This is a genomic window from Natrinema soli (assembly GCF_028618695.1).
In genome coordinates, this window is sequence record NZ_JAQIVI010000613.1 from 1 (window position 1) to 4050 (window position 4050).

Below are 4050 nucleotides of genomic sequence, written 5' to 3' on the forward strand. Positions count from 1 at the left end.
GGATCCGCGAGACGCTCGCGGCGAACGACCTCGCGGACGCCTACGTTCGCCTCTCGATCACGCGCGGCGTCCAGCCGGGGACGCTCACGCCCCGTCCCGACGTCGATCCGACGGTCGTGATCTACGCGAAACCGCTTCCCCGGGGCGGACTCGACGAGGAACCCGTCTGGGACGGTCCGGCGACGGTCGAGACGGTCGAGACCCGGCGGGCCCCCGACGAGGCGATTCCGGCCGCAGCGAAGACGCACAACTATCTCAACGGCATCCTCGCGCGGGCAGAACTCGGGGACGGGGCCGACGAGGCACTCATGTGCGACCTCGAGGGCCGCGTTTCTGAGGGCGCGACGAGCAACCTGTGGTTCGTCCGCGACGGCGAACTTCACACGCCGACGATCGACGGCTCCGTTCTGCCGGGGATCACCCGAGCGATCGTCCTCGAACTCGCTCGCGAGGCCGGGCTGTTGGTCCGCGAGGGGCGCTACGAGCCCGTCGACGTGCTCGAGGCGGACGAAGCGTTTCTCACGAATCGAACCTGGGAACTGCGGCCGATCGCGACGCTCGACGGGCGGGAGATCGGTGGGGGCCCGGTCACGGAACGGCTCTCGCGGCTATACGACGAGCGCGTCGAGGAGTCCTGTTATGGATGACCAGGCGCAAAACCTCGCGCTTTAGCGCGGGGAGGATGTCAACGGTAGCTCGAGGCGATCGTACTCGCTCCCGAACGCCGACGCCGGCGTCTGGAAGCTCGCGAGAATCCGCCCGCCGCCCTCGAGGACTCGTTCGGCGGCCGTCACCGCGGACTCGGCGGTCAGTGCGTACGGGTTCGGCGTTCGGAGGCGAGCCCGCGCCCGCCGACCCGTGGAATTATCGGTGACATCGCCCCAGACGACGGCGCTGCCGGCCGCTAGTTGTTGTTCGGTGGGACCGTCGAGGCGAGCGTCGATCAGCCGCCCCGCGTATCCGTGGGAGCCGTCGATGAGACGGGAATCCATAGGCGGCGTTGGGCGGAGAGGGGTTTAAGTCTCAGTCAGACAGCTGCTCGCCCGGTGCCGTAACGTTCAGGGCCACCGGCCGGTAACGGACGCGGTGATGGACGCAGGACGGATCACGGCGCTGTCGGACGTGCCCGACGACTCGACGGTTTGCTTTCGCGTGACCGGCGAGTCGGGCGAAGAACGGGAAGCGATTCTCGTCACGAACGGTGTCGCAGCGACGAACGGCGGGGAACGCGCCGGGGACACGGCGGACGACGAGCCGGTCGCCTGCTGGCTGAACTACTGCCAGCACCTGACGCACATCAAACTGGACAAGGGGTCGGGCGCGCCGATGCGAGACGGCGAACTCATCTGTGCGAACCACGGCGCGTACTTCGAGGCCGACTCCGGCCGCTGTACCTACGGTCCCTGCGAGGGCGCCTATCTCACCGACCTCGCAGTTACCGTCTCCGAGGGCGACGTCTACCTGACCGACGAGGACTACGAGTTCGTCGGTCCCGGCCCGATCGAGAGCGACGGCCTCGATCGGACCTCGAGTTCGAACGTCGAGTTCTAGTCGGCTTTCTCGTCGACCGATGACGGGAGACGGCTCATATAGTAGCCACTGAAACGGATCTGACACCGATCGCATAGTCGGTGTGGGACGAATAGGTGGTGGTAGAATTCGAATAACCGCCGTGTGATCGACTGTGCGCTGGCTATCGGGGGTTCTGAGAGAGACCGTCCGGAGTGACCAGATCCCGTTCCTGATCGTACTCGAGCAGACCGGCGTCGACCAGCCGCGGGAGGTGATCGTGGTAGAGCGAGAGATAGACTTCCTGGACCTGTTCGGCCGGAATGTCCGCCACGTTGTGTCCCGTTTCGCGGATCGCCACCTCCTCGGCCGCGTCCGGCAGCGTCAGTTCCTCGCCGTAGGTGTGCAGGACTGATAGGAGGAGTCGCCGACGCTGATCGGCGAGGAGTGCGAACGCGTCGTCGAGCGTTTCGGCCGATGCGTCGGGTGCGTCGTCCTCGTCGAGCCAGTCGAATGCTGCCCGTACGAACTCGACGGGGTCTCGCTCCGGATGGGATTTGGAAGTCATGTATGCTCCGCTGTCCTCGGACGAACGTGACGGAAACCGACCGATAGGCGTTTCATCGGCCCGTGATTCCGCCGTTCGCTCGAGGGCTCGTATCGGGTTCTCGCCTGCACCCTAAATATTAGTATCGGATCCGGCTGACAATTGTCACTATCACTGGACAATCGGGAGCCGGTGACAGTCGGGGGTCTCACTCGATCGTGAACGTCGGCTCGTCGACGGACTCGCTCTTGCAGTCGGGACACCGCGAGGGCAGGTTCAGGAGGTCGTCGTAGTCGTCGAACCCGCAGTCTCGACACGCCGGGGGTGCGACGAGCAGCTGCTCGTCCGTTCCGTCGACCGACTTCGAGACGTGTTCGACGTGGCGGACTACCGCGTGCGGTGTCAGATCGAGTCGAACGGCCAGCTCGCTGGGCGTCGCTGGCTCCTCGCGGAGCGCGTCGGCGAGTCTCTGCCGCGTCGTTTCGTCGGCCTCGCGCATACGTCTGCTCACGGCGCTCGCGCTTTTATACTATCGGACGAGAGTCACCGACGGTCGGTCGCGAGACCGATCCCGATCTTATGAAAGGGCAAGTGACTTAGACCCCGCTGGTGAACACCGGCCCATGAAGGCCGTCGTCCTTGCAGGCGGGTACGCGACGCGAATGTGGCCGATTACCAAACATCGGCCGAAGATGTTCCTCCCGATCGGTGAGTCGACCGTCATCGATCGCATCTTCGCTGAACTCGAGGCGGACGACCGGATCGACGAGGTCTACGTCAGCACCAATCAGCGCTTCGCCCCCGACTTCGAGGCTCATCTCGCGGACAGCGAGTTCGACAAGCCCCGGCTCTCGATCGAGGACACGACCGAGGAAGACGACAAGTTCGGCGTCGTCGGGGCGCTCGCGCAACTGATCGACCGCGAGAACGTCGACGACGACCTGCTGGTCATCGCCGGCGACAACCTGATCAGTTTCGCGGTCTCCGACTTCCTCGATTACTTCGAGGACCACGATGCCCCCACCCTCGCCGCCTACGACGTCGGCTCCCGCGAGAAGGCGAAATCCTACGGCCTGGTCGAGATCGAGGGCGACCGCGTCGTCGACTTTCAGGAGAAACCCGACGATCCCAAGAGCACGCTCGTCTCGATCGCCTGCTACGCGTTCCCCCACCAGTCGCTGGATCTGCTCCCGACCTACCTCGAGGACGGCAACAACCCCGACGAGCCGGGCTGGTTCGTCCAGTGGCTTCAGAATCGCGAGGCCACCTACGCCTACACCTTCGAGGGCGCGTGGTTCGACATCGGCACTCCCGAGAGCTATCTCGACGCCGTCTCCTGGCACCTCGACGGCGAGTCGCTCGTCGCCGACTCGGTGACGCTCGAGGATACCACGATCGGCGAGAACGTCCACGTCATGGGTGACGCCACGCTCGAGGGAACGTCCCTCGAACACACGGTGATCTTCCCGAACGCGACGGTTCGGAACGGCGACATCCGCCGCTCGATAATCGATCAGGGGACCCACCTCGAGGACCTCGACCTCGCCGGGGCGCTCATCGGCGCGCACACGACGATCACGAACGGTGCGGACCACTGACGGCGCAGCACGGACACCTCTATGGACGCAGCACGGACCACTGACGAGGACGCGGGTCCGTTTCCGTCTCGATATCGGCGATACAGCTATCAGTCCCCCGTATGATATGTGTGGTGAGACGCATGTGTCCCGACCAGGCGGTCCGGACGGTTCTCGAGCCGTACGCCGACGGCGTGCCCCACGCGGAACTCGCGCGAGACTTTCTCGAGTATCGCCGCTGGACCGGCGACGAGCCGCTGTTACTCGTCGCCGAGGCCGCCGCCGCGTCGACCGGTCAGGGCTTCGTCGACGGGATCAAACCGACCGTCGAACGGTTTCGCGACGCGTTCGTCGCGACCGATCGGGTCGACTCGTTCGCGGCGCTGGCCGCTCTCGAGCGCGAGGACGAGGCCCTCG

General features: G+C 65.4%; 5 protein-coding genes and 2 pseudogenes. 4 read left to right on the top strand and 3 right to left on the bottom strand.

The window, feature by feature from the left end; all coding sequences use genetic code 11:
• The coding region (locus PGX04_RS27940; protein ID WP_273741475.1) for an aminotransferase class IV at positions 1–647 on the top strand (647 nt) is incomplete at its 5' end.
• A 21-nt stretch (positions 648–668) separates the two neighbouring features.
• On the opposite strand, the pseudogene PGX04_RS27945 reads toward PGX04_RS27940, so the two are convergent.
• Positions 669–950: pseudogene (locus PGX04_RS27945) on the bottom strand (saccharopine dehydrogenase family protein); the annotation flags it as partial.
• 139 nt (positions 951–1089) lie between these two features.
• Here PGX04_RS27945 and PGX04_RS27950 point away from each other — a divergent pair.
• Complete coding sequence (locus PGX04_RS27950; protein ID WP_273741476.1) at positions 1090–1551, top strand: Rieske (2Fe-2S) protein; 462 nt, start codon at positions 1090–1092, stop codon at positions 1549–1551.
• 142 nt (positions 1552–1693) lie between these two features.
• Here PGX04_RS27950 and PGX04_RS27955 read toward each other — a convergent pair whose 3' ends face one another.
• The gene (locus PGX04_RS27955) at positions 1694–2077 is read right to left on the bottom strand and encodes a DUF7344 domain-containing protein (protein ID WP_273741477.1); all 384 of its coding nucleotides are present in this window, start codon (positions 2075–2077) and stop codon (positions 1694–1696) included.
• A 187-nt stretch (positions 2078–2264) separates the two neighbouring features.
• Entirely contained in the window at positions 2265–2555 is a 291-nt protein-coding gene (locus tag PGX04_RS27960) for a transcriptional regulator (protein ID WP_273741478.1), read from the bottom strand.
• 124 nt (positions 2556–2679) lie between these two features.
• Here PGX04_RS27960 and PGX04_RS27965 point away from each other — a divergent pair, with 124 nt between their 5' ends.
• Positions 2680–3654: a nucleotidyltransferase family protein gene (locus tag PGX04_RS27965; protein WP_273741479.1), complete on the top strand. Its 975-nt coding sequence runs from the start codon at positions 2680–2682 to the stop codon at positions 3652–3654.
• A 122-nt stretch (positions 3655–3776) separates the two neighbouring features.
• Positions 3777–4050: pseudogene (locus PGX04_RS27970) on the top strand (hypothetical protein); the annotation flags it as partial.

Bases quoted from the DNA above. Each gene is read 5' to 3' on its own strand.
- PGX04_RS27950 (WP_273741476.1), top strand. From the start codon at position 1,090: ATGGACGCAGGACGGATCACGGCGCTGTCGGACGTGCCCGACGACTCG.
- PGX04_RS27960 (WP_273741478.1), bottom strand. From the start codon at position 2,555: ATGCGCGAGGCCGACGAAACGACGCGGCAGAGACTCGCCGACGCGCTC.
- PGX04_RS27965 (WP_273741479.1), top strand. From the start codon at position 2,680: ATGAAGGCCGTCGTCCTTGCAGGCGGGTACGCGACGCGAATGTGGCCG.
- PGX04_RS27955 (WP_273741477.1), bottom strand. From the start codon at position 2,077: ATGACTTCCAAATCCCATCCGGAGCGAGACCCCGTCGAGTTCGTACGG.